This window comes from Pantoea sp. PvP021 (assembly GCF_054056055.1).
This window is the reverse complement of record NZ_JBSRXX010000004.1, coordinates 47,374-71,001: the sequence shown is the minus strand read 5'-3', so window position 1 is coordinate 71,001 and position 23,628 is coordinate 47,374. Positions and strand designations below refer to the sequence as shown.

The 23,628-nt window shown below is 41.5% G+C and carries 17 protein-coding genes and 1 tRNA gene; 16 read left to right on the top strand and 2 right to left on the bottom strand.

Annotated elements, in window-relative coordinates; all coding sequences use genetic code 11:
• The first annotated feature begins 362 nt into the window (after window positions 1-362).
• The 5 genes from ACVKSX_RS13510 to ACVKSX_RS13490 all read left to right on the top strand — a co-directional run bounded on the left by ACVKSX_RS13510 (window position 363) and on the right by ACVKSX_RS13490 (window position 5,828).
• The gene (locus ACVKSX_RS13510; protein ID WP_354439115.1) at window positions 363-1,823 is read left to right on the top strand and encodes a winged helix-turn-helix domain-containing protein; all 1,461 of its coding nucleotides are present in this window, start codon (window positions 363-365) and stop codon (window positions 1,821-1,823) included.
• 764 nt (window positions 1,824-2,587) lie between these two features.
• The gene (locus ACVKSX_RS13505) at window positions 2,588-3,436 is read left to right on the top strand and encodes a helix-turn-helix domain-containing protein (protein ID WP_163762696.1); all 849 of its coding nucleotides are present in this window, start codon (window positions 2,588-2,590) and stop codon (window positions 3,434-3,436) included.
• A gap of 560 nt (window positions 3,437-3,996) precedes the next feature.
• The gene (locus tag ACVKSX_RS13500) at window positions 3,997-4,632 is read left to right on the top strand and encodes a ProQ/FINO family protein (protein ID WP_163762697.1); all 636 of its coding nucleotides are present in this window, start codon (window positions 3,997-3,999) and stop codon (window positions 4,630-4,632) included.
• Window positions 4,633-4,674: 42 nt separating this feature from the next.
• Window positions 4,675-4,750 (top strand) — tRNA-Ile (locus tag ACVKSX_RS13495).
• Between the two features lie 622 nt (window positions 4,751-5,372).
• A complete protein-coding gene (locus ACVKSX_RS13490; protein ID WP_242459351.1) occupies window positions 5,373-5,828 on the top strand; it encodes a cupin domain-containing protein in 456 nt (151 codons plus the stop codon).
• Between the two features lie 1,607 nt (window positions 5,829-7,435).
• On the opposite strand, the gene ACVKSX_RS13485 is transcribed toward ACVKSX_RS13490, so the two are convergent.
• Both ACVKSX_RS13485 and ACVKSX_RS13480 read right to left on the bottom strand, forming a co-directional pair.
• The gene (locus tag ACVKSX_RS13485; RefSeq protein WP_163762698.1) at window positions 7,436-10,705 is read right to left on the bottom strand and encodes an ATP-binding protein; all 3,270 of its coding nucleotides are present in this window, start codon (window positions 10,703-10,705) and stop codon (window positions 7,436-7,438) included.
• A gap of 275 nt (window positions 10,706-10,980) precedes the next feature.
• Window positions 10,981-11,604: a response regulator gene (locus ACVKSX_RS13480; RefSeq protein ID WP_132500118.1), complete on the bottom strand. Its 624-nt coding sequence runs from the start codon at window positions 11,602-11,604 to the stop codon at window positions 10,981-10,983.
• A gap of 690 nt (window positions 11,605-12,294) precedes the next feature.
• Between ACVKSX_RS13480 and ACVKSX_RS13475 the strand changes: the two genes are divergently transcribed.
• The 11 genes from ACVKSX_RS13475 (at window position 12,295) to ACVKSX_RS13425 (ending at window position 22,182) form a co-directional block, all read left to right on the top strand.
• Complete coding sequence (locus ACVKSX_RS13475) at window positions 12,295-12,825, top strand: fimbrial protein (RefSeq protein WP_132500119.1); 531 nt, start codon at window positions 12,295-12,297, stop codon at window positions 12,823-12,825.
• Window positions 12,826-13,071: 246 nt separating this feature from the next.
• Window positions 13,072-15,633: a fimbria/pilus outer membrane usher protein gene (locus tag ACVKSX_RS13470; protein ID WP_163762699.1), complete on the top strand. Its 2,562-nt coding sequence runs from the start codon at window positions 13,072-13,074 to the stop codon at window positions 15,631-15,633.
• Between the two features lie 233 nt (window positions 15,634-15,866).
• Window positions 15,867-16,643 (top strand): fimbria/pilus periplasmic chaperone, encoded by a 777-nt coding sequence (locus tag ACVKSX_RS13465; protein WP_277950701.1) that lies wholly within the window; start codon window positions 15,867-15,869, stop codon window positions 16,641-16,643.
• A gap of 56 nt (window positions 16,644-16,699) precedes the next feature.
• Window positions 16,700-17,137: a hypothetical protein gene (locus tag ACVKSX_RS13460; RefSeq protein ID WP_163762700.1), complete on the top strand. Its 438-nt coding sequence runs from the start codon at window positions 16,700-16,702 to the stop codon at window positions 17,135-17,137.
• Between the two features lie 211 nt (window positions 17,138-17,348).
• Window positions 17,349-17,780 (top strand): fimbrial protein, encoded by a 432-nt coding sequence (locus tag ACVKSX_RS13455; RefSeq protein ID WP_163762701.1) that lies wholly within the window; start codon window positions 17,349-17,351, stop codon window positions 17,778-17,780.
• Between the two features lie 6 nt (window positions 17,781-17,786).
• Window positions 17,787-18,308, top strand: a complete 522-nt coding sequence (locus tag ACVKSX_RS13450) for a fimbrial protein (RefSeq protein WP_163762702.1) — start codon at window positions 17,787-17,789, stop codon at window positions 18,306-18,308.
• Between the two features lie 10 nt (window positions 18,309-18,318).
• Window positions 18,319-18,873, top strand: coding sequence for a fimbrial protein (locus ACVKSX_RS13445; RefSeq protein ID WP_242459352.1), 555 nt, complete (start codon window positions 18,319-18,321; stop codon window positions 18,871-18,873).
• 193 nt (window positions 18,874-19,066) lie between these two features.
• Complete coding sequence (locus tag ACVKSX_RS13440; protein WP_161973561.1) at window positions 19,067-19,855, top strand: fimbrial protein; 789 nt, start codon at window positions 19,067-19,069, stop codon at window positions 19,853-19,855.
• 769 nt (window positions 19,856-20,624) lie between these two features.
• Window positions 20,625-20,954: a hypothetical protein gene (locus tag ACVKSX_RS13435; protein WP_163762703.1), complete on the top strand. Its 330-nt coding sequence runs from the start codon at window positions 20,625-20,627 to the stop codon at window positions 20,952-20,954.
• Window positions 20,955-21,005: 51 nt separating this feature from the next.
• A complete protein-coding gene (locus ACVKSX_RS13430; RefSeq protein WP_354439109.1) occupies window positions 21,006-21,323 on the top strand; it encodes a hypothetical protein in 318 nt (105 codons plus the stop codon).
• Between the two features lie 385 nt (window positions 21,324-21,708).
• Complete coding sequence (locus ACVKSX_RS13425; protein ID WP_163762704.1) at window positions 21,709-22,182, top strand: DUF3757 domain-containing protein; 474 nt, start codon at window positions 21,709-21,711, stop codon at window positions 22,180-22,182.
• Window positions 22,183-23,628 lie beyond the last annotated feature (1,446 nt).

Genomic DNA, 23,628 nt, shown 5'->3' with positions numbered 1-23,628 from the left:
TTGTGATCATGTTCTTATGCCAGGAATTGGTATCTTAGTACATGTTAAATCGAAGTTTGAATTTGGATAGTATCAATTATTACGCGTGATAATGTTCTGATTCAGAATACAAATGCCACAGGAAGCATTCATCTTGCACTATAGATTAATCATGGCCTTATTATTAAATAACTTCCAACACAGCGGTGCGAGCCTCACTAAATTTATTATCATAGACAGTAGGTGAGTGGTAGGTGGCTTTATGAGACAAAAGTTCTTATTAGGGCAGAACATTTTTTCTTAATTGTTTTTTTATAATAATATCAAGGTTTTCACCTTTTTTATAAATCCATTCACTACAATTCCTTCAGGCTAAACGACATATGAGAAATTATATTTTCGGGCAGTATACACTTAAGCACGGGCAAACTCTTTACTATGATGAGAAAATTGTAAACCTGCCTCCAAAAGAATTAAAGGTGCTAAGACTATTGCTAGATCATGAAGGAGAAGTAGTCAATAAAGAAACAATCCTGATGGAAGTCTGGAGGTCTGATCAGGTTTCAGATGAATCATTAACCAGGTGCGTATATGTGTTACGTAAAATTTTAAGAGAATCGACATCAACTAAATACATAGAAACAGTATATGGTAAAGGATATCGTTTTGTAATGCGTGTCACGAAAAATGATTCTGTAGCAAAATCCGGGAATGAAAACAATCTAATTAAAGTTGCTATCTTCCCATTCAAAATGAGAAGTCATGAGGAATCCTTGTTAATTTTTGATTATATTCAAAATCTAGGATATGAGCGGATTTATGCTAATGTTTTTTTGATGGTTTCAGCAATGACAATCGATAATGATAAATTTATTGAAAATTATCATTTGCTGAGAGATGCTGGCGTTCACTATTTCATAACAGGCATAGAGGTTTCAACCAAGTATCGAAGCTGGATTAGAATAGAGATTACCAAAAGTGATTCCATGATAATTGTAGGTAAGAAAAAAGTTCTCTTAGATAAAGATCTTCCCGTAACTTTGTTGCAAATCAACTCAGCATTTAAAGATATAATCAGGGATTTAAGTTCTTCCGTATACCTGTCAGACAATGAATTAGAATCAAATTTTGATTGTGGCACTTGCTTGAAAGAGGCTTTGTTTAGTGAGTCAAAATTTCGAAATGATTATGAAACTGCTGAATTAAGTTACTTTGATACATCAGAGATATGTAACTCAATTGGTTTTTACTTATCACTTGAGTTGTTTGGGATAATACAAAAAGAAAAAGTTGAAGATTTTATTTCAAATCTAATAAGCGATATAAATGTAAACACTACAGAATGTGCATTAACTATGTCTTTAAATGCTCTTAGTTTAAAGCATGGAAATGTTTCAGCACAGGCGCAGTTTGAATCTGCAATGTTTATATCACCATTTTCAGTTGAAGTTTACTTTCTTTATGTTTGTTATTTAGTAAAATCTAATAGTCTTGACGAAGCAGGAAGGGTTCTAAAGATGATTGATTATATCAATCCAGATTTTTTTTCGGTGAAAATTTTATTTGTTTCTTTAAGCGCGTACTCAGGTAATTCTGAAAACGCCATACATCTGGCTGAAAGCTACAAAGGAATTAATAAATGTGGAGATAATATTTTAGACTGTCTTCTTTCAATAATATTCCATCATACTGATCAAGATACTAAAAGAGACGAACTTTTAAATGCCATCAAAAAAAATAGTGTGCATTGCTCTTTTTGTTATAACTTAACAAGCTTGATAAACATCATAAACTCTTCATATGATTCCGATAAAAAAAATGAAAAGATAAAATGTTTTGATTGACATCCCCGAAAAAAGACATTTATTTTAATTTTGAGCACATTTAAAAAACCACCTTCAAGTTATAAGAAAATGAAATGCTTATTTATTATTTATGAATTTTCTCCTATTTTATTATTAATTATTTATATAGTAATGCTGACTTATAATTAATTGGCATGTTATTTGTAAGATAGGTATTAAGCGTGGGTAAATAAAAAGCGTAACAATCTTGTGCAAAAGATTTGGAAACGGTTTTATATTCCGTCTTTGTATACAAAAACTTGGCAGCAAGTGATCAGGAGATAGATTCTGTATAAATAATCATATTTGAATTTCGTTAGTCAGCCTCTTAGCCAGAAAAAATAAGTTTTCCAGGTTCTCAATAAATTATATCTTAACCAGACTGCCCTGCTTTAGCCCTACTAGAATAAAAATATATGATGCTTATTTTAAGCAGATAACATCATTATGGCGCTAGAATCTACACTAGCTTGTTTCAGGCGCGTGTTAGTATAAGTGCTTAATAAAAAAGTTAACTTGTTTGTGATTATTATTAATTTTTAACTTAATTTTTTAAATGGGATCCCCCTGCATTAATCTTTTTTTATAAATAAAAGCAGCGAGCTTTTTTTATGCTGCCCTGTATTTTTACAATTAATAAAACCCCCTTTCTACTTTTTAGTGATTATATATTCTAAATTGGCAATTAACTTAATGGTAAATACTTTACTTTAATTTTAGCAATGCGCTCCGGCTAAAGAATATATTTTAAATATGGGGGATATATGAGTCTTATTTCAAAAAAGTTAAGGGTTTTTATGACGGTCGTTCGGTGTGGTACAGTCAGTGGTGCTGCAGAGGAGTTATCACTCACTATATCGCCGATTAGTCGCATGATTTCTGAATTTGAAAGTTATTATAACAAAAAGCTTTTCATAAGGAATGGGAAGGGCCTTAACTTAACTGATGAAGGAATTGTTATACACAATAAATTGAAACACTTATATGAAGAGCTTTGTCAAATAGAACTCGACATAAAGCCTGAAAGAACTAAAAAGAAAGAAATTTCAATATATTTTGACTGGGGTAACGAATTCATAATAAAAGAAATCCAGTCATATATGATTAAGAATGAAAAGGATTGGATTGTAAGCTGCCATTTTTTAGATAAGCAAAACGAAATTAGTGCAGCTTCTGCAAGTTCAGAATCAATGTTCTTTGTATCCAGGGATATATTTATAAATAATAAAAAAGCATATACAAAAAGTTTTACAGACCGACTTTGCCGTGTACAAGCAACCGGTGCTGTTGATACACCCGATACCTTAATTTTGTGTAAGGAACAAACTCTTAACCCCAGAGTTAGGCATGTGGCGGAGTTCTTGAGATCGGAATCTGGCTCTTCAGTACAGGTAGTAGGAACTAACGAATTGATGAGAGAGATGATACTTGACGGGGAGGGGTTTGGTATTATACCTGAGAGAAACAAAAATTTATTATCTTGGTCTGGTACTCATTTTGAAAATTCTTCTTTTTTAAATAATGAAAAAATTATAACTTGTGTTTATCACTCGTTGCCTGATTACCTTTTACGCAAAATAGATCGTTGTCTCCAGAGAATTAAGCATGACTAAATCGCTTAGTACGGCAAATCATGTTTGCATTAATTTTTATATCGAGATAAGTGATGGATATTTCTTTCGTCAGAACTCATTTAATAGCCGACGAATGAAGTTTGGTTTAAGATAACCCAAGCGGTTAACTAAATTTTGGGTTATTTTATATAAATATACTTTTTTACAAACAAGATTTGTTTTGAGAGTGCTGAAAATTCTCGAACTTTCTTGCAATTAATAGTGCACCTGGCTCGGATGACGGAGAGTAGAAGACTTTTACTATTCTTCGTCCTTTTTTATCGGTGTTTGTTTGTGTTTAAGTGAGGTTTTTAATTTCTGCTTTTGTATTTTCTTTATGTTTATGAAGTGATATGTATCATTTGAATAGGTGGTGTTTTATTTAGGATGTCAAGTTGTTATATTTCGTGGTGAATGTCTTTAATGTATAATATAAATTTGTAATTTTTTCCTTAAAAACTCTATTTCTCCCAGCATTTATAAGATTTCAAAGAACATTTTACATATCTTATTCGATAGTCCATACTTCACACTTTGTTTTCAGCTACAGATTCTTGCCTATGAATGACATCGATAAGCCTGCCAGGATGACACTCCGCCTCAAGAAGAAATCTCCTGCTGCCAAAAACGCCAAACCATCTTCCTTCGAGCATCTTAAAGCAGTTTGCGATAAAGCTACTGTTATCAGTAATACTGAGCCTGCGAGAGTGAACAGGCATGTCAAAAACAACAAGAAATTTCTACAAAAAAAACGCAGTAAATCTTTCAGGGCTCGACAAAAGTTACGTCATGGAAAATATCGAAAAAAATGTCTGAATTTCCTCATCAATGAATGGCCATTGCTGTTTAATCACGAACAAGTTCTTCCGTTAGCAATAGGAATTGAGAACGACATGTTTACTTCATTAATCCAAAAAAAAGTTCAAAATCCAGATTCTGATAACCTGCTCGCTAAAAGTCATGATGAAATACGTTCCTTTCTGCATCAATCACTTGGTTACTACACGCACAGACCCGCTTATCTTTTAGCTATGGCTCAGCAGGGGTCTTGCCGGTATGATTTGAGCGGCACAATAAAAGATGATATCTCTGAAGAGCATCGTCTTGGTGCAAAAAGAAAACTTCTTGCACAAAAAGTACTTGCTATGGATGCCTCAGAACTTGAACAATATTATTTAATATTAAATAATGCCTGATTTGTAGATTCTTTATATGGGATCAATTATAGTATGCTGCATGGCCCTTTAGCTCAGCGGTAAGAGCAGACGACTCATAATTGTTTGGTCGCTGGTTCAAATCCAGCAGGGGCTACCACCAACTCGACGTATCCATAATTTTACATTCTGTAAGGCTTTGGCTGCCCTGGGGCAGCTTTTTTTTTGTCTCTGATACGCTGTCAAAGCTAGTTAGTATTCGCAATCTTATCGCCATACCCGAGCTCGTCCCTGAACGCTATCTGTTTGAATGCTGAGTTTAATTGTTTATCGATATCATAATGGTCTGTTATACAGCTTATGGTTATCAATAGATTTAGACATCAGTCAGATTACCAATGAAACATATCAAGTGCTGCAATTCTCTGGTTTAAGTAATACTTACCGTTTTAAGCGTGCCAGGATTCTTGTGTTATGCGAGCATTTTTAACAGGAAATTAATATTTTAATAATTTAAATGACTTTTATATTGTTTTTGTTTGTGCATAATTGAATAAAGCATGCGTATGCTAAGTACGCATGTTATCCTCAACGGTTATGTATATCCCTGCATATGCATCTCCTTTTGGTGTGAGTGATGTGTAGGATCATTCACACCATTTTTTTTAAATATTCACATATTTAAAATAGCCATTTGTGTCCTTAGTAATAGGTTTTTACCTGTCCGAGTAAGATTAGCAGATGCAGCTTTCAGATTTTATTTTAACTGGAGTGTACAAACGATGAGATCGTCTGGGTTTGTCAACCATGTTCTGTTACGAGTAAGGTTTTTTTTTCCATCTTGTCTCCTTTTTTTTTCTATGATTACAAATAGTTTCGCCTCAACAGTTGATGTAGAAAAGCTCCTTGAGGCGGAGAATTCATGGGACGGGAAAAGTTATAAAAGATATCCTCTTGGCAAGCCACAACTTACCATACTTAAGATAAGTGTTGCCCCTAATAGCTATCTAGACTGGCACCAGCATCCTATCCCTCATGCAGCATATGTTCTCAACGGTAACATCACTGTGCAGAAAAAGGATGGTGGAGCGCTTCATACTGTTCATGCTGGTGAAACCATAGCTGAAGTTGTAGATACGCTACACCGCGGATACACAGATAACGAAGGAGTGACATTGATTGTATTTTATGCGGGTGAAAGAAACGTACCTTTAAGTATTCCCTACAATAATGACTGAAGATGAATTGTTTAGTTGTAGTTTTCTGCTAATAATTACTTCAGGAAGATATAAATTTTTTGGGGATATTATATAGATTTCTATTGAGCTCACCCCTGTCCTCGTCTCCAGCAGCCATGCCTGTAAAAATTGGGTGGTCAGTTTTGTTTCAAAATTCCGGGTTTTAATATTTATCTCATATATTGAAGGTGCCGATTTTACAATTTTTAACCTAAAACCTAATGAATCTTAACGATTTTTATAATTCGCTTTATCATTAATAATCGATGCCGTCACTTTCATCACTCAATGAGTAGAGAGCTATGTCTCACTTTTTTGATACCAGAATATAATCCCAGCAGTTAGTCCAGGCTTGCAAAGATTTTTTCGTTTCATTAAATATTCATTTGGTCTATCGCATACCGAACACTGCCAAGACCAAACTGTTTAATGCCATTAAGCAATATCACTAGCTGTATGCTTTTACGCCGTGGCGCACATCCTCAAACTACGGCATCTGACTCACACCACTCTTTATGAAGTAGTTAATCATCATACCGGACGGCTTTCGTGTTCCTGCAACCTTCCAGACCAGACCATCGCAGTCAGGTTACCATCTGGCAACCAGGATAATGTTTCGCATTTCATGTGCGGGATCAGTAGTGTCTCGCCGGTTTTGTATCAGTAAATCACTTTGGCCGGCGTGTACGGAGATTTTTTATTAATGCTTCTATCCCTTCAGTGGTGTTTTTCATTCCCTTTATCTTTAGCTCGTGTGACTTAATTACGTAGCCCTGCTAATGGCTATTTACAAGGTAGTGCGGTTATCAGAGCTGTGCCTGCAGAAGACTCACTTTTACGGCGCTACAACTCTTGAGGTGTGGTTCTCACGGGAAAGCTGGAGGATGTTTGTGTCCTCGCAATAGCTAGCGACTTATTAACAACCGGCAGAAGTTTAGTAGTAAGCCAGGATTTAATCGTCGATATTAATCATGAAAATAATATCAGCGGAATAACGACCGATGACAGAGGAAGATGGCGTTACCTGGCTAGTCAGGTGGGCTCATCTGGCTTTAAAGGAAGACTTACCTTTTTCACATAAAAAAAGAGCAGCACAAAATCTGGCTGCAGTCGTCTACAAACCAATTACCGTGACTAAAAGCATTGGGTACTACAGGCTTCTTTTTTGACCGGTTCCGAGCAATACAACCAGTTTTCTGCCGGCTAATGCCACTGCTGCTTCCGCTCTGAGAGGATTAACAGCTGTAGCATCAGCAACAGGGACTTTTAGTTTTGCAGCCTTTCAGCATGCAAAGTGAGATGCGGAGAGCTGGAGTAGTGCTATTAGTTAGTTCTTTTTAAAACGGGTGCAGGAATATCCGGAAAAGATACAGCTAATGAGGCTAATTTGAGAGTTACAAGCCATTGTAGGTGGTTTTTAACGATAATCTTGCCGGAGCGTTTAGCAGGTCACCGAAGTTGTAAAGGCAACGACTGTTCTACATGCAGCCGCTGCCGGTGTCCGTATGATGAGAACCGAGCTGTTCGCTACTGACTAGATAGTATTCTTCTTAATTAGCATATTTTTTTCCAGCTGACAGCATTGAAGCTGACAAATACAAACAGCCTTATGATGCTAATGAGGTGTGGCAACACTGCCGTACAGTTGGAAATGTATGATAATAATCCAGCCTGAATTTTCTCAGCAATGCCTCTGTATCACTGATATGGGAAATTATCACAGCTTCTTCTTCTTCCATCTCAGCCAGTTCCTCAAGCAGCTCACATTGTTCGGTCAGTTCTTCCATGCCTGTGACAGCCAGTGTGCCAGCCATCCTATGAAAATTCCGCCTTGCAGAAAGATAATCATTTGCTTCTAACGCCAGTCGGGCCTGTGTCAGATCTTTCTCTGTTTCTTCAATTACCATTGAGATAAAGTCATTGCTGACATGAGGAGAGAAAGGCAAGGGGTTGTTCATATTCTCTGGGTTAAACCATTGGCCTGGCTGGCTCTGAGATAATGCGTCTCTTATATTTCTGGCTTTTTGAAGTGCCTCTGAAAGCACTGCCAGTTTTACCGGGCGAAACAAGCAATCATTCATACCGGCACGAATGCAGCGTTGTCTTTCTGACTCCTGAGCATTGGCTGTAATTCCTATGATATGGATTTGTGCGCATTTTGCCCGTATACGTTTTGCCATTTCAGGTCCATCCATAACCGGCATACTGCAGTCAGTAATGATGACGTCAAACAATCCTTTGTTCCATTTTTCAAGCCCATCGGCACCATCAAATGCTTCTGTAACATGCTGACCCATCAGAGCAAGCTGTCGGGAAATCAAAAGACGGTTAGCAGGATGATCGTCTACCACCAGTATATGAAGCGGTGTTCTCTGATGTAGTGTTTCTGCCGGTAAAGCTGCGTACTGATTCAGTGCAGTATCTGCTGTCGATGGAGTTCTGAATGTTACAGGAAGGGTTATGCAGACAAGCGTGCCCTTACCCGGTTCGCTTTGAAGTGTCAGCCCGCCGCCCATGAGCTCAATGATTTCCCGGCTGATAAACAGGCCTAGTCCGCTGCCTGATCCTCCTGACGGAATGCCCTGTTCAAAAGGGGAAAACAGCTTCTTATGTTGCTCAGGAGTAATACCAAGCCCGCTGTCACGCACCTGAAGATTAAGACCATCATTATTAAGGCTGGCTGTTAGTCTCACATAACCATTGTTGGTAAATTTTATCGCATTTCCGACCAGATTAGCCAGAACCTGTCGCAGGCGTCCCCCGTCAATAAGCAGCTCGTAGTTCTCCTGACAATACAGCGTTAATGTTATCCCTTTCAGGCGCGCAAGGGCACCAAATGCAGACATTACCGAATTCATCAGGTGGTCGAGATGACACCACCGGGGTGCCAGTGTCATTTTGCCTGACTCGATGCGTGCAATATCCAGTATATCCCCAATCAGCGACATCAGACTGTTTGAGGTTTCATATGCAATATCTGTCAGATGTGTGTCGGTTCGGCCTTCCTGTTTATGCAATTCAAGTAAACCAATAATAGCGCTCAGGGGAGTACGTATCTCATGACTCATCACCGCGAGAAAGCGGCTTTTACTCTGACTGGCCTGTTCTGCACATGCTCGGGCATCCATCAGTTCGTTTTGCATGTTGATGTATTCTGTAACATCCTGCCAGCCGCCGATAAATCCGTCTGCAGAGTTATCTGGCTGTTCACAACGTGTTATCCAGTGACGGATGCATCGGAAATTTCCGGCGTTTTGCTCAATCTGAAACTCACACTCTATAACAGAATTGCCTTCTGGAGGTGCCTTAATAATCTCAATCCAGACCGGATAAAGAGGATGCCTTATATCAAATAGTGAAAGGGACAGGCGCATTGCCGTTGTGTCATCAAAATATTTACTAAAAGCCAGATTGGTGTGGATGATATTGCCTTCACATGTGACAACATAAACGGGGCGTGGCGGTCCGTTTATGAGGCGACTTAGAAACATGTTCTCGCGCTGTAGATGTTCCTTACGGCACTGTGCATATTCCTTCTTTCGCCAGAGCAGCCCGGCCCATATTATCGCAGCCGCAAGTGCACAGAACGCCACTGCTGTTCCGGTATAAAATTCAACCCTGTAAATTTTCCAGGTATCAAACCCGGCTGCCGGGGTACTTTTCCAGCGTGTAAGAATATCGGTAATCATATCTGCAGGGATAAGCGGAATAGTTTTATTAAGTAAAGAGCGCAGTTCGGGGTCGCTGTGTCTGACTGCAAATGCTATAGCTGCATCGGGTAGTGAAAGTTCCTGTTGTATGCGAAGTGTGTGGCTGTGAACCCTTTCGACGAAATAGCGTGCACTAATCAGCGTATCCAGAAAAACATCTGCTCTGCCTTCTGCGACCCACTGCATTGCAAGGCCTGGATTATCTGTCAGGGTTAATCTGGCCGACGGATATTGTGCGGTCAGCCATGACGCCAAATCATGTTCAGGAGGGAGTACGACGTGTTTCATTTCATCACGGCCAGAAAACGTATTTCGGGTCACAAGTACCTGTGGCATAAACATAAAGGGGACTGTCATCAGATACTGGCGGCTACGTTGCGCACTCCAAGTCATCGGTGCTACCATATGAATGTTATTTTTTTGCATAATACCCTGCATGTCCCTGCTGTCATCAACGTGGATGAAACGAAATTCAAGTCCTGTCTTGAGCGTGACCAGTTCCAGAATCTCAGGCGCTATACCTGCATCATGGCCTTCGGCTGAAAGGAAATAAGGGGGATTAAAGACAGATGCTGCAACCCGTACCTCACGCTGTCGTTTTACCCAGGCTTTTTCTTCATCTGTCAGTTCAAGGGGCGCGGTGAGATAGCGAATAAGCCCGGTCGGCTGCCATCTGCCCGAAATAAATCCGGCGGATGAATGAGAGCCTAAATGTTTTAAGGCTTTACTCATTGTTCTGAAGAGAGCTGGGTCACTGTGGCTGAATACAAACTGATAAGGCGTAATGGTCCGTGATGAAAGCCGGCTGATGCCAATCAGATTAGTGTATTTACGTTGAGTGAGAAAATAAGCTTCTACAGCGGGTAAAATGCTCATGTGAACAGTTCCCTGAGCCAACTCAGCAAGTTGCTTCCCGGGTTCTGAGCCTGGAGATGGCATGGAAACATGTTTGTCAGTTACCGGGTAAAAGGGAGCTCCTCCTCTGACAGGATTACCCTTTCTTTTCATTTCGACAGGGTAGGCCGGTGCAATATCAATCGTCTGCACCTGATCAGGAAGTAATCGTGGTTTATCGCCGGCAGGCGAGAAGATGAAATCAATTTCCTTTTTTTCCAGTGCAGAATAGGCTTCTTCAGGATTGTCATACTGAATAAATTCCAGTGTCATGCCCAGGCTTCGGGTTAAGGTCCATGCCAGGTCCGGTAAATACCCCTGCAGCCTGTGCTCAGGATCGCTGCGGTATAATGGCGGTCGACTCGGACCATACAAAGCCAGCCTGACAACCCTGCGTTGTCCGAGCCATCTCCATTCAGTATCTGACAGGACGGGGGCTGAAACGTCTGGCATAGCAGGCAGCATATACTGTAACTGACGGGACGCAGCCTTGACATTCAATGGCAGGCTCAGCAGGGTTATGGAGATTAGAAGATAATGGCAGAGCTTCAATTGATATTATTCCTGCGGGTGAAATCCAGCAAGTGGTAATGGTTTTTCAGAGCAAGCTTTTGCATCAGGCGGGCCTTATAAGTACTAACTGTTTTCGTGCTGATTTTTAATTGATTGGCAATGCTTATCAATTCTCGTCCACCTCCCAGGAAGTGCAGTATTTCAAATTCACGACGCGATAAAGTCTGAAGTCGTTCAGCGTCTGTTTTTAAATGTGAGCTGTTATAAATCTCATTTTTAGGAAACGGAAAGTAGCCATAGCCTGATATTGCTGCATTTACAGCACTCAGTAATACGTCGAGGCCGTTTTTTTTACTAATAAAGCCATTTGCTCCTGATTTTATAGTCAGCGGAGCGTAATAGCTGGCGTTTTTTCCACTAATAACTATTATCGGAATGTGTATTCCTGCCTGACGAATGTCACAAATGATTTCGATCCCGTCAGGGCCTGGCATATCGATATCAAGAATCAGAATATCAGTTTTACTGTTTAGCAATAGTTTAACCAAACCGTTTCCATCCGATGCCTCAGCCAGAACACTGTGGTTTTCTTTTTCCAGGATATTTCTTACGGCCAGCCTTAGCAGTGGATGATCATCAACGATAATAAATGAAGCCATAATAACTCCGGATGAATGATAGCAAACCTTACATACAGAATACAGATAAAACAACATAAGATAATTTATTAATGATAATTTTTTTGTTGACGTTATGGTTGAGTTCATAAGTAAATTAGTTTGTATAAATATTATTTTTTTTACGCAAAGTAAAGTAAGGTAAACCAAAGCCTGAGTGCAGTAAATAAATCGAGGTCGTTCACCTTTAATCTTTAGAGTGTATTCACACATTGCGCATCAGAATGTATTGAAACCGGTTTTTTGTAAGCGGCGGCTACTTTTGTAGAATTTTTTTCCTGAAACGTGAGGTTTTTTATTAAGTCAGCTATTAACCAGAGATGCCTTTTTAATTAGCTACAGCAAAAAAATGAGATGTGTCCCGTTATCATCCGTTTTAACTGCACAATCCGTTGGCAACATCGAGAACAGGTTACATAAACAAATTAAAAGTACGACTCGGAAAAGACCGTAAATTTGTTATCAATTTAAAGTTTTACTTGTAGTCCAAAACTTACAAAGTGATTCAGGTTGTCTGATTTCCATTCGGCTGAAAACAGTCATAATTTGAATGCGAGTGTAAAGGCTTCTGTATGCCACACTCAGATTAACATTCAACAGTCATTATCTTGTTTGCAGACTGACTGTAAGGTAATTTCGTTTTAATTTAACTAATAAATTAAGGGTTTAGTTATGATAAAAAAAGAGACTATACTGGCTCTGGCGACCAGTACGATATTAGTTTCTGGTACTGTTAATGCAGCCAGTCCTGGCCATGGCACCGTGACATTTACAGGTTCTATCATTAATGCGCCTTGCTCTATAACACCTGATACGATTGACCAGACTGTTAATCTTGGGCAGATTTCATATAAAATGCTGGCATCTGATGGCATGTCTCCTCCCCGTTCTTTTCAAATCAAGCTTGAAAACTGTGATGTGACGGCTCTCGCTGATAAAACTGTAACTGCCATGTTTACCGGAACGGAGTCTACGCTGCGTCCTGGATATCTGGCAATACAAGGGACAGCTTCCGGTGCCTCCATTGCCATTACTGCAGATAATGGAAAAAACATTACGCTTGGTCAGATAGCGCCAGCTACAGTAATTCAGGATAACAACAATACTTTACGTTTCGCAGCATATCTGCACGGCAGTCGCAAAGAGCGGGTTTTACCGGGAGAGTTTACGTCTGTTGCCAATTTCACACTGGCTTATCAATGAAAAAAACCGCTCCTGAAGCTGGCTAAATAAAATCATTTTTTACTGAGGCACCTCTGACTATTGTGAGGGTTTATTTATAGGGGAATTTATATCAGGGATGATTTTTCATAAGTTAAGGGTACAGGACAGTTATTCGCCTTTAATGCTTATTTTATAGTTGCTTGCGATTCTTAATTGAGGCAGTTTCGTAAAAGCAGGGCGTAAGATACTTATGAATAATTTTCCGTAGTTGGGAAATAAAATCGCATGTTATTATTCGATTTTTTATATAAAAGAAAGAAGCTTTTCCTCTTTTTTGTTCGCCCGACACTTGCAGGAGTATTACTGGGTGTGGTGGCTGAGCCGGCGTCAGCCTCAGAGGATATTGAATTTAACAGTGATGTGCTTGATGTAAATGACCGTGCTCATGTCAATCTTGAGCAATTCTCTCGCCCGGGTTATATCATGCCAGGCGAATACAGGATGGCTGTCCGGGTTAATGATAAAGAACTATCCGAGCAGACAGTCCGGTTTATAGTACCTGACGGTGCTCCTGATAAAAGCCTGCCCTGTTTATCACGCGAAACGGTTAAACAGTTTGGGCTTAAAAAGAATGCGCTCGGGCGACTCAGGTGGTGGAAAGACCGCAAGTGTCTTGATGTTCAATCGCTGCCGGGAACAGCGGTTCGGGGTGATCTTGGTAAAGGGGTACTCCATGTCAATTTGCCCCACAGGTACCTTGAATATACCTCCGAATACTGGGATCCACCTTCACGTTGGGAAGAAGGGCTTGCTGGTGGGCTTTTGGACTATAACCTCAATGCCCAGTCTGTGCGTACATCTGGAGGTCAATCAGCGCAATCGTGGAGTGGCAATGGTACTGCGGGTACCAACCTAGGCGCCTGGCGATTCAGGGCTGACTGGCAGGCACAGTATAATATTTCCCCGCTTTACTCATCGGGTAATGAAAATCACTGGAACTGGAGTCGTTACTATATGTACCGCGCTCTGGGGCATTTGCGCGCCAGATTAACACTGGGTGAAGATTATCTTGGTTCTGGTCTTTTTGACAGCTTCCGCTTCACTGGTGCAAGCCTTATAACCGACGATAATATGCTTCCTCCTGACTTACGCGCTTATGCCCCGGAAGTTTCAGGAGTTGCTAAAACTAATGCCAGGGTAACAGTGAGTCAGCAGGGCCGGGTGATTTATGAAACTACCGTAGCATCGGGGCCATTTCGTATTCAGGAACTGAACAGTGCCTTTAACGGTAAGTTAGATGTAAAAGTAACGGAACAGGACGGCAGTGTTCAGTCATTTCAGGTTGAAACATTCAGCTCGCCGTATCTAACCCGTCCGGGTTTATTGCGTTACAAACTGTATTCAGGAAAAGTCATGAATCTGATTCGTTCAGAGGGTGGGCCTGCTTTCATGTCAGGAGAGTTTTCAAAAGGTATAAATAATAACTGGTCATTGTTTGGAGGCAGTATTCTGGCAGGAAATTATAATGCCGGAGCGGTGGGCATAGGGCGCAATCTTTATGACTTTGGTGCATTGTCATTTGACGTAACGCATTCTCAGGCACGACTGCCTGATAAAGAAAATCGCAACGGAAGCTCTTACAGACTGGGATATTCGCGGCGATTCCAGGAACTGCACAGTCAGCTAACTTTTACCGGTTACCGTTTTTCCGAACGGGAATTTATGAATATGTCGCAGTATCTGAATGCCCGTTATGGCGATGATCATCCCGGGAGCAGTAAGGGGTTGTATGCGGTCACATTTAACAAATTTTTTCCCTCTCTGGGGGTGAGCAGCTATGTCAATTGCAGCTATCAAACATACTGGAATCAGGCTGACAGTAATTCGTTAACGTTGTCACTTGCACGTACTTTTAACTTATGGCGATTAAGAAATGTAAATCTGAATCTGTCTGCGTATCGTACACACTACGCCCGCGGGAGTGATGATGGTCTGTCGCTTAGTATAAGTGTGCCTGTAAATCACAATGACAGAATGCATTATGAGAATCAATCCCTGCGTGGTCGCGTTACACACACTGCTGGCTATTCCGGTCAGTTTGATGACCTCAGTTTTAGTCTGAAAAGTGGTTTCAGGAGTGATGGCAATGCTCTGGGCAGCACTTATCTTTCTTATTCCGGAAATGTGGCTGATATGACGCTCAATGCCAGTGCAGAAAGCAACGAATATCAGGCGGTAGGGCTTTCGCTGAGGGGAGGAGCGACCTTAACTCCTCAGGGAGCTGCTTTGCATCGTGTTAACATTAACGGAGGGAGCCGGATGCTGGTCGATGCTGATGGCGTGAGCAATATACCCGTTAAAGGAAATGGTGGTCTAACCTACACCAACAGATTTGGTAATGCCGTGATAAGTGACATCAACAGTTATTATCGCAGCACCGTTGAGGTAGACATTAACAAGCTGCCTGACAACGTTGAGACAACGCGATCTGTTGTGCAGGGAACTTTTACAGAGGGAGCGATCGGATATCGTGAGTTTAGTGTCGTTTCCGGTTATAAAGCAATGACGACTATCACCATGGCAGAGGGTGACACACCTCCCTTCGGGGCTATTGTAATGAACGAAAATAAGATGCAATCCGGAATTATCAGTGACAGTGGCAGCGCCTGGTTAACAGGTATCAGCCCCGGTTCAGAACTGAGTGTGCAGTGGGGCGGAAAGACGCAGTGTATAATAAAACTTCCGGCATCTTTTCCGGATGATCTAATAAACCATCGTCTGTCCCTGATATGTCATAAATCAGTGAAAAATGTACGCGCTGGCGGTGCCAATGCATCGCCAGTGTGAACGTATAAAACAAAATTTACTTATGAATATAGACCCAGGGATATGGTTTTATGCCTGTGCCTGTGCCTGTGCCTGTGCCATTGGGGAAAGTATTCTGACCGAATAAACCTGAGGGGTTATCATTTATGATATGCGGAAAGTATGAGTTAAATGCCGGATGACCGGATTGAGAATCTGTTTCAGGTTGACTTGATTGGTGCCTTTTATTCATGGTTAAGGAGATTTCACGTATGATGAATTACAAAACTTGCATGATGATAAGCCGTTATACTAAGTACGCTGGTAAAGCATTATTACTGGGAATAATAACTGCTCAACAGGTCAGCGCCGCCATAGCTCTTGACCGTACCAGAGTGATTTTTAATGATACCGATCCCTCTGTAGCTCTCAGTATCAGCAATCAGAACAAAGACCTTCCTTATCTTGCTCAGGCGTGGATTGAAGATGCTAACGGAAAAAAAATCGAGTCGCCTTTAATGGTATTACCCCCTCTGCAGCGTATTGATGCAGGGGAGAAAAGTCAGGTGAAAATACAGCCTACATCAGGTCTGAACATGCTGGCACAGGACAGGGAAACATTATTCTACTTTAACCTGCGAGAAATCCCGCCTAAACCAGGAAAACCCAACACGTTACAGATAGCACTGCAAACACGCATAAAGCTGTTTTACCGGCCTGCATTGATTTCAAACATGCACGAGAAACAAGATGACCTTCCGCACTTAAAGTTGACTCTTATGCGGCAGGGGGGCAGATATGTTGTTAGTAATCCTACGCCCTTTTACGTAACTATTGCAGGAGCAAGAGCCGATGAGCTGAGTAAAGATTCATTGAAAGGATTTACGCCTGTGATGATTCCCCCCAAAAGCAGCACTATGCTTGCCGTCAGCGCAGGCGATTTAGGAATGAATCCTGTTTTGACATACATAAACGATTATGGCGGGCGCCCGACACTTACGTTCGGATGTGATAAAAATTTGTGCACTGTGAAAAGCAGTAAAGCAGGTTAATTCTGATATCCGACCGTTCGTGGTTAAAGCAAGGATAAAAGGATGAGGATTTTATTGTGCGATATATAAAAAAACCTGAAATCATTCATGCAATGCTACGGAGCAACTTTCCGGGCAAGTGCCTGAAGAATTATTTTTTTTCAGCGATAACTGCATTTTTTTTGGTATTGATGCAAACAACAAGTGTAAATTCTGAGGTTTACATTGAAAATATATATTCAAATATGCAGTATTACTGTCATATGCAGTCAGGATTATTAATCAGGGCAGGCAATGTCAGTGACTGTAAAAATGAGAAGCGAGATGCTGATATGCGCATGGATTCTGGCGGAAAATTGCCCTGCCGCATGGGTTTAATTTCAGCTTTACGCTTGCATTCGCTCAGTAGTAAAACATTACGATGTATGTACAGAAAATGTCATTTGCAATGCATGATGAATGAAGCACCTGAAATAGTTCGTTCTGAAAATGGGAAAATGAGTCAGGCTTACTGAAGGAGGAAAAAGTGTGAAGATACTCCGGCGTGCGCGAATCCACAAAACAGTATGCCTGCCCGGTAAACTCCTGGCTGAGAATTCGTGGATGAAGAAATCCTGCTCATTTAACATTTTCTGGTACTTCAGGGCAGGTTTATCCATATTTCAAAAGTGGAGGTTGCTGACAGCAGTCGCTAGCCTACTGTTGTCCGGTCCTGCGTTCACGATAATGGATCCCACTACTATAGCCATTTCCGTTTCCGGTACTGTGGTAGCAGACGGGCGCTGCTCATTCAACAGCGATAAACTTGTTTCGGTTAATTTTGGAGATGTGTTTATCAGCGAAATTGCTGCTGGTATCTACCGACAGCCACTTAATTACAGCTTGTCCTGCAGTGGTGACGATGGTGGAAAAAGCATCCAGATTCAGCTGGCCGGTACTGGTGCAAACTTTGACAGCACTGTGCTGAGCACAGATGCCATCGGATTGGGTATTAAGCTGTTACGCAATAACACCCATATGGAACTTGGACGATGGTATGACGTTGATCCTGCGCTGCCGCCAAAAATTGAGAGTCTTTTGATAGTGGAAAAGGATGCCACATTTGCCAACGGTCAGGACTTTAGTGCAACTGCCACACTGAAAGTGGCCTTTAACTGAGGTTTTATGTCAGTGAAAAATATCCCCATTTACTCAAAAAGAACCACTGTAGTAATACTGGCATTATCGACTTTTGCGGTACAACCTGGTGTACATGCCGAACAAAAAGGAGATGAGCGGCTGGTAGAATTCCACGGTACGCTGCGCAAAAAACCTTGCCACGTAGCTGGTGGTCAGGACATAAATGTGCAGTTTGGCAACATCGGTATTAACAGGGTAGATGGTCAACGTTATGTCAAACCAGTTCCTTATACGCTGACCTGCGACGAAGTAAATAAAGCCTGGTCTTTAGGACTTTCGATAAAAGGTATACCGGCAGGATTCGAAAGCACAGCGCTGAAAACCAGTGTTGCGGGTCTGGGGATTCGCATTTTACAAAATGGTAAACCTCTGCAAATCAATGCAGTAATTCCTGTCAACTATCAGAACCCGCCTGTTTTACAGGCTGTGCCGGTCAGGGAAGAGGGGACTGTACTGTCTGAACAGGATTTCAGTCTCACGGCCACGCTGGTAGCAGCCTATCAGTAAGGAAAAGGCAATGGCATGGATTACTGAACTTAGTCATTTCCGTCTAAGGCTGACATTGTTGCTCCTGCTTACGATTGCCGGGCTCAGCAGCAATGCTTATACAAAAGAGAACAATCTGCATTTTAGTGGTGCGCTGGTAGCAGAGCCGTGTGTGCTGGATCCTGAAACAACAGACATCAGACTGGATCTTGGAATCAGCGCTGATAAATATCTTTACCAGAATGTCCGCACCTTCGGGGAGATTTTTACAATCAATCTCCTGAACTGTGATGTACGAATTGGCAATACAGTAACCATGATGTTCAAAGGCACTGAAAATCCCTCTCTTCCGGGGTTACTGGCCTTAAGCACCGGCCCTGCGTCGGGCATAGCCATTGGACTTGAGCTTGAAGGTGGCCAGCCATTACTTTTCAATCAACCATTGGCAGGAAGGGTTCTGAGCAGTGGGATGACGCAGTTGCAGTTAAGGGGATTTGTACAGGGTGAGCCTGATGCCCTGCGAATGCGTAACATCAGGCAAGGGAGTTTTATGGCAGTTACTACTTTTGAGCTGTCTTATCCCTGAACCAGACAGTGCAGATTCCGGGAGATGCTCATAGCCATCGGATTTAATTATGGAGAATGTAATGAGAAGAGTAATTAAGCCATTGTATCTTGTGATAATAGTAAGCACATATTGTTTACTTTCTTTCAGGGCGCTGGCAGGCCTGGAAGCCACATGCGATGGTCCGGGTGGATATTGTTCCCCGGGAAGCCGGGTGACGATACGTTCCACAGGCGGAGACAATACAGTTTTACCTGCCATGCCCTGGCCCGGTGCCAGCGAAAAAGGTTTCTGGCTTCAGTATTGCGCTATTGTAAGCGGCTATCCGCAGTGTGATGGTTTTCGGGGAATCAATCTTCGTCCCAAAGTAGAGCCCACTCCTGCAGCATACAGTGGTAATGCCAGATGGTCTGATTATATAGGTTTATATCATGGCACATGGGTTATACCCGAAAAGTCACTCAGACCCGGATATAATTACTGCATAGTTGCTTTTCTGACGGCAGGACCTTCAGATCCTCGGTCTGTCTTTTTAAATTATGGGGAAAATACCTATCGCCAGCGTTACAGCTGTGTTGGCTATGCTCCTCCTCCTCCTCCTCCTGAATTGTGCTCTGTAAATGGTGGAAATCAGATAAATATTGATTTCGGTTCTGTTGAGAGGAGTGAGATTAAGATGGTCCAAGGGGGAGGTAACGATGAAAATAAAATAATCACGGTGACCTGCCAGGGGAAAAATGAACACCAGATTAATTTGAGACTTAACATGACCCCCGTCAGTTGGTCTGACTCCCTGATTGGCACAGACAACAATGCACTGGGAATAAGCGTTTTCGCAGACGGTATTCAATTGAAAAACAACCATGACTTTTTATTGCCCGTAAATGGCAGTAGCAGTGTAATCCTGAAATTCTCACTTTTACGGGACCCCAATAAGTCAGTCAGAGACATTGCAACCGGGCCTTTTCATGCCTCTGCATCTTTAATTGTAAGCGAACCCTGACAACAGGTGGATGATAAATTAAGCTAATGGTGCGTGCATTTATTGATAACATATCGGGTCTATATAATGTTTAAATGATGAAAAAAATGAGCAGGTAGTGACAAAGCCTGTAGAGAGAATAGTCTGCACGATGATAGATGATATGGTGCTGAAAGCACAAGTACGTTGAACTTCCTGCAGTTGTCTGCAATAAACATAACAAGTGTCTGCATTTGACCAAAACGGCTGGTTAGTCAGGTTCGCTTTTGTTCCACATCTCTCAAGTTAAGAATGATAATTTTCTGGAGATGCTCAAGTAATTTGCAAATGGTGATTAAGTAAAATGAGAAAGAGCATTCAAGTCAGATGCCATTTCGCATTTATCCAAAAGAAGAATAATTTACTTAGGTGGCAGGATAGATTCACAGGGGAGATTTTATTCACGTCTGGCACATTTGGATGTCGTATGGATACCACCACGTGGCCGATGAGTATCTTGCTGCAGACTGGCTTCAATTGTTCGCTGGACTTCCGGAAAGACCTGATGTTATAGCTTGTACTGGTGCTTAAACTGACATTGTTGAAAGTGTCACCCTGACGATAGCAACCGGGCAGTTTGAGGGGCCAGATCCTTTTTGCGAACTGACTTACTTCAGTACACTGATGGCACGACTGGCTCTTGCCGGGGAGTTGCGCTTGCCGCCGGGCATGCTCAGGGCAGAGGACAGGATAATAATCGGACAGTTGTTGGATGAAACATTGTACATACCCGCGATTATTGCAGCAGTTCGTGAACGCTTACTGCAGGGCGAAAAGGAGGCAGCAGCTTGCGCTTACCGAAGTCATTATTCTTTGTGGTTTACACGGTGAACCGGTTGATGTGGATTGTTTCCAGTCCGACCACCATGAGCAAATCCACCGGGACCTTAATGTTGCTATCCCTGGCGGTTGGTTGATTGCACTCACTGCGTTTATTGGCTCGGGAAAGACTTTACTCATTCAACGGCTAAGCAAGCACCTGAAAAATGAGGGCAAGGTCATTGTTGCCCGCTCACTAAGTCTGGGCAAGATAAAATTAACGGCATTACTTTCTGAAGCGGCGTTGTTTTGCGATCCTTAAACATAAGAAATTATCAAAATCCCCGGCGACTCCGAGAAACGCGCCAGTGAATTGCAGACAATGTTTCGCAAGGCGAAAAAGCCGGTACTCCTGTTTATCGATGATGCTCACAATCTGCATGTGAAAACACTGAACTCGCTTAAACCCCTATCTGAGCTGGCCACAGATGGGGAAAGAAAGGTCCTAATTATTCTGATTGGCCATCCGAAACTCAAAAGTGATGTGCGCCGTCCCAGCATGGAAGAAGTCGGTGTTCGAAACAGTGTGCAAGTCTGGTGCATTACGAGATCGGTAGCGGGCTCATATCGACTGAATTCTGTGAGGAATCATCAGCTAAAAAATGAAATATATAATTTTATTACTGATTAGTCGGTAACAGTATCAGCTATCCGGTCAAAGACACTGCTTCAAATAGGTCTTTATCTGGTTCGTGTTTACGAAGTGACTTCGAACTGGAAGTAAAACACATTGATACAACCACTGTTAAGACGGTCCTGTCAGAACGTATTGATCACTTTGAGCCACAACTGACAAGGCATGGCTGCAATATCTGCGCACTTTGCACACAGTTTAATGCCAGTCCTCGGGAAATCCGTCAGTTGATGCGCGGCACATTGAATCCTCAACGTTCGACGGAACTGGTTAAGGAGATTCTTGACGCGGGGCTGCTATCATTAATTAACATACCCATACGGAACCAGGTTTTTCATTCGGCCACTGATGCGGATAATAAAATCATCACATAAGGAAGAAAATGAATAATACCCAAAAGGCTAGTCTGCTGGCAGCTTTATTAACCGCATCATCCTGTGTAATGGCTCTTAACGTTCAGACAATGAGTTGTCCAGCGCCGGAACGTATAGAATATATTGATGGCGTGTATGCAGCGCCGGAAAATCTTAAGGGATGGGAGGGACGCTGGATTTCTCAGCAGCATGAAAAATATGCAGTTACAGGGTTTTCTGCTGTGGAATATATTTCTTTTGATAAAAGCAAGACAGGAGGAACATTAACTAACTGTACATACATGCTAAGCGGAGCTAACGGTTTAATCGACCTTGAGTATCATAAAAAAGGTGATGAGCATAAACTAAAGACGCTCATTGTTTCCATTGAGGAACTGCTTAACTGGAGTAAAGAAAGTGGCGTAATTGGTATCCAGGGATATGAATGTAAAAAATCAGCGGTTGAATGCCAATTTATTCCCCTGAGGATTGACGACAACTGATATGAAAACTACCTGATTCATATTTACTGATGTATGTACAAAATTGTAGTATTTACTGTACATACACTCATCTGCTTTCAGTTAATTAACTCGTAGCATGCACAGCATGATTCTGGGTCAGCGTGCGAACCACACACCGCAGCTTAACCATTATTCATTTGCTCAGATAACCTGTGCGTGAGTGTAAATAAAGTGGCTTAGAACCAGCTAATGTTACCAGGTTTTGACGTAATGTCATTCTGGCGGTGTTACGTAAACTTCAGAGTTGCTACTCGTGAAATAACAGGTTTTCATATGAGATACTATAGCGCGCTCATACCGCATGAACATAACTGCGGGTTATCTTCCAACGAATCGGTAAGTCGACAATGAAAAACACCAAAACTGTGGCCATTTTTTTGGCCACTTCATACATTATGGCTGAGACATAATAAACACTATTACCTACCCTAAGCAAGCGAGTTATTCAAAAAGCCTAATCAATACTTATGACTATTGCAGCTGTATCAGGCCTCTCATTATATTAAGCGAGCGTCAGCTAAAGTAAGCCCGGTGATATTATTTCGAGGTCATAAAATAATAATGATAGTATGTTATTTTCATCATAAAACAATTTCATATTTCTTTTCAGGGATTAATGGACGACATACGAAAAAACTTATCAATTTCCTGGGTGGTTATGTTTGGCATCTGGCTTTTTAAAACTCTTCAAGGCATTCCACCCACTTTGGAAGAAACTTTCAATACGGTTTACCGAAGTGACACCTCCTGTGAATTTTTGGCCCCTAACAGGTTCCGAACTGTATGTTTTATTTAAAAAATAGTGTGTTCTGTGAACAAGTGCTATTTGCTCTTATACCCTTTATGTGGCTTATAAAGCGCCGGAACATCTTCAGAAACTCTGACAATCTTTAAGATTATTTTCTTCGCAGCATTAAAGCGTAGTGTGTTGACAAAATCACATCGCTACCCTGATTCGAAATCATGCACCATAAATTTAACTTTTTCGGTGATATTTCGTACAATGTTGTCACTGAGTCCAGTTTTACTCCCTATATTTACAAACCAGATCATCCTCAGCGCACTGTCAGGTGTTATCTGTAATTGGTTCACGTAATACATAGCCTGCAAAATCTGATGTAAAGAAAAGGTCGAAAACATCCATATCTCAATGCCTGCGGCTACTTTGATCGAAAACAGATTTTTCTCTGCGAAGAATTAAACGCCTACAAAGTTCTGCTCCTGCGTGTGAAAGTACACGGTCTTGAGAAGTGGCAGCAATGCAGGAGTTTATAATAAAATATAAATTTAGATCAGGTTATAAAATTGATTTTTAAAATGGCTTGCCATTCAGTGACCAGGAAAGAGGAGCCTTTCATTACTTAGAGCATGTTTTTACAATCCCATCCCTTAATAGGTGGAGGCCTGACAATATCATCAGGCACA